This is a genomic window from Aquiflexum sp. (assembly GCF_041751335.1).
Taxonomy (GTDB): domain Bacteria; phylum Bacteroidota; class Bacteroidia; order Cytophagales; family Cyclobacteriaceae; genus Aquiflexum.
The window spans coordinates 1-2049 of the sequence record NZ_JBGSXS010000286.1 but is presented as its reverse complement, the minus strand read 5'-3'; the positions used below and the strand labels follow the sequence as shown (position 1 = coordinate 2049).

General features: G+C 37.3%; 4 protein-coding genes. 2 read left to right on the top strand and 2 right to left on the bottom strand.

The genetic code is table 11. The annotated features are described in order from the left end of the window. Positions 1-322 precede the first annotated feature (322 nt). Both ACEW8U_RS16185 and ACEW8U_RS16180 read left to right on the top strand, forming a co-directional pair. The gene (locus ACEW8U_RS16185; protein WP_373523090.1) at positions 323-781 is read left to right on the top strand and encodes a hypothetical protein; all 459 of its coding nucleotides are present in this window, start codon (positions 323-325) and stop codon (positions 779-781) included. A 236-nt stretch (positions 782-1017) separates the two neighbouring features. Next, the gene (locus ACEW8U_RS16180; RefSeq protein WP_373523092.1) at positions 1018-1143 is read left to right on the top strand and encodes a helix-turn-helix domain-containing protein; all 126 of its coding nucleotides are present in this window, start codon (positions 1018-1020) and stop codon (positions 1141-1143) included. Between the two features lie 227 nt (positions 1144-1370). Here the strand turns inward: ACEW8U_RS16180 and ACEW8U_RS16175 are convergent, their stop codons facing one another. Continuing rightward, entirely contained in the window at positions 1371-1751 is a 381-nt protein-coding gene (locus tag ACEW8U_RS16175) for a zinc-dependent metalloprotease (RefSeq protein ID WP_373523091.1), read from the bottom strand. Then, positions 1666-1911, bottom strand: a complete 246-nt coding sequence (locus ACEW8U_RS16170) for a hypothetical protein (protein WP_373523093.1) — start codon at positions 1909-1911, stop codon at positions 1666-1668. The genes ACEW8U_RS16175 and ACEW8U_RS16170 overlap by 86 nt, the downstream gene beginning before the upstream one ends. Positions 1912-2049 lie beyond the last annotated feature (138 nt).

Here is a 2049-nt window from a genome sequence, read left to right as displayed (position 1 = left end):
AATAGGTAGTTTAATTGGTTTTACAGAACAATTTGTTAAAGATAATTTTTAGTGAATAACCGAAAAAATATTTATTTCAAAAACAATACAACTTCGTTGCAGTCTTTTTCCTGGAACCTTTGAACTTCAAGAATCAATTGTTGGTGTGTCAACAACCATCTGTTAAAAGCTTAATGGCAGACTAAAATTCAATCAATAGGAATTTTATTTCGATCCACCTCCTCGCTGAGAAGGATAAGCTAATGAATAATTATTGTCGGAAGTATAGACTAGAATTTCATAAGGTTGTATCGAACTTACTAATTGTAATCAAAATATGGAAATGAAAAATAGAAAAGAATTTGAGGTGATGTTTGATGAGCAGTCAGGCACCCAAATCTGGGTAGTCGGAAAAATTAAAGAGTTGCCCCTAGTAATCATTCAATTTGCTCTTAATCTTGCAGAATTAGACTTCATCAAATTTGTCAGAATTGATGGGGAAATGATAGCAGCCTCCAGTGAAAGTTATCCGAAACGACCCAAAGTGCCAATTGTTCAAATGCTTCATCAGACTGCTATAGGCATTGAAGTCCTTTATGACCTTGAATATAAAACCATAGATTTTTATGATATCAATTCTCCAATAAAAGGAAATGGTGGAAAAATGGCAGACGCAATCCTAAAGGACTTTCCCGAAGGATGGCAACCACTCGTATTCAATGATTGGAGTGATGGTTTTTGGGACCGGATCAAAGAAAAATACAAGCATTTGGATTGGATGGAAGATCCGTTTACTAATTAAAGCTCAACCCTTTCCTTGGGTTCCGAAATAGATTTACCTAATTCTTGCCCGGCTAAATCAATCCACAGTTTTCCCCATCTGGGTATAGTTTAAGCGTTTGACTGGGCGGAGTTTGCAACTCCACCCTACTATTTTTAGGATCCTGTACAGCTGTCGGGAGCAATTCCTTCCCAACCCCAAAGGGATTTAATGTTGATAGCTCTGATTGAGATGCCCTACCCAAAAATCTACCAAAAATACTTGGAGTAAGCACCCCTAGAATCAGTGAATACCTAAATGGAAAAAGTGAACCTACTTTAAAAATAGCTAGGGAAATAAGTCGAAAATTGGATATTGATGCTTCTATTGTGTTGGGTGTTTGACAAAAAAAGAATTGTTGAATGGAATAGAAAAAGGATTCAGGAAAGGAATGATACTCTGTGAAAATTAGACTCCTCCTACGTCGGAGTGACAAGGAAAACTTGATTCAAGCTTTTTACATTTTATCAGGTCAATAGGTCCCATAGCTTTATGTCAAGGGTTCGATGAATTCATAAAAATAACCTCAGACCCGATAGGCCTGAGGTTTCAATAAAAGTCTATTTTTTTTTTATTTAACTTCCTTCAAAGTATTGTCAATTAATAATTTCAAATGATCCTTATGGGCTTTGGAGGAAAGATTTCCGTTGGCATTATTTGCCTTGCCCTTGATATAATTCAGGTTATACAAGGCAGCTGATTTGGCCAGGTGGTTGTACCTGTTGCTAGAGGTTCCTGAAACCATCCCTTTGAGCGTATTCACATACTCCATCTGAAGGTTCTGCCTGAAGGAATTGACATTTCCATTGATATCCGCATCGATGATAGCTTTGGTCAGGTCGTTCATGTAAGTTGCCAAGTTGTATTCATTGTCGTACAATTCCGAATCCACCATTCTCTGTAGCGTGTTTGGGTGGGTCAAATGGGCCAGTAAATATTTTTGTGAGCTCAATACCTGCTGATGGATTTGGGGATCCTCTGGTCCTGACAAGCTCCTGATAAGATTCGCCGTCTTTTGTGTATTTCACCATGATCTCTTTGATCAAGTTTTTGGAAGTTTCTACGATATGAATCGAATATCCAATCTGATCATTGGAAAGGTCACCGATCATTACTCTTGGATCAATGGCTTTGCGCTATTTAGTCCTTCAGTAACCCAATTCCCCGAACATAAAACCTTTACTATTCCGTGATTTTTTTGTGATAACTCATGGCCAATTTTGATCAAATCAAAATCAAACTTATTATGA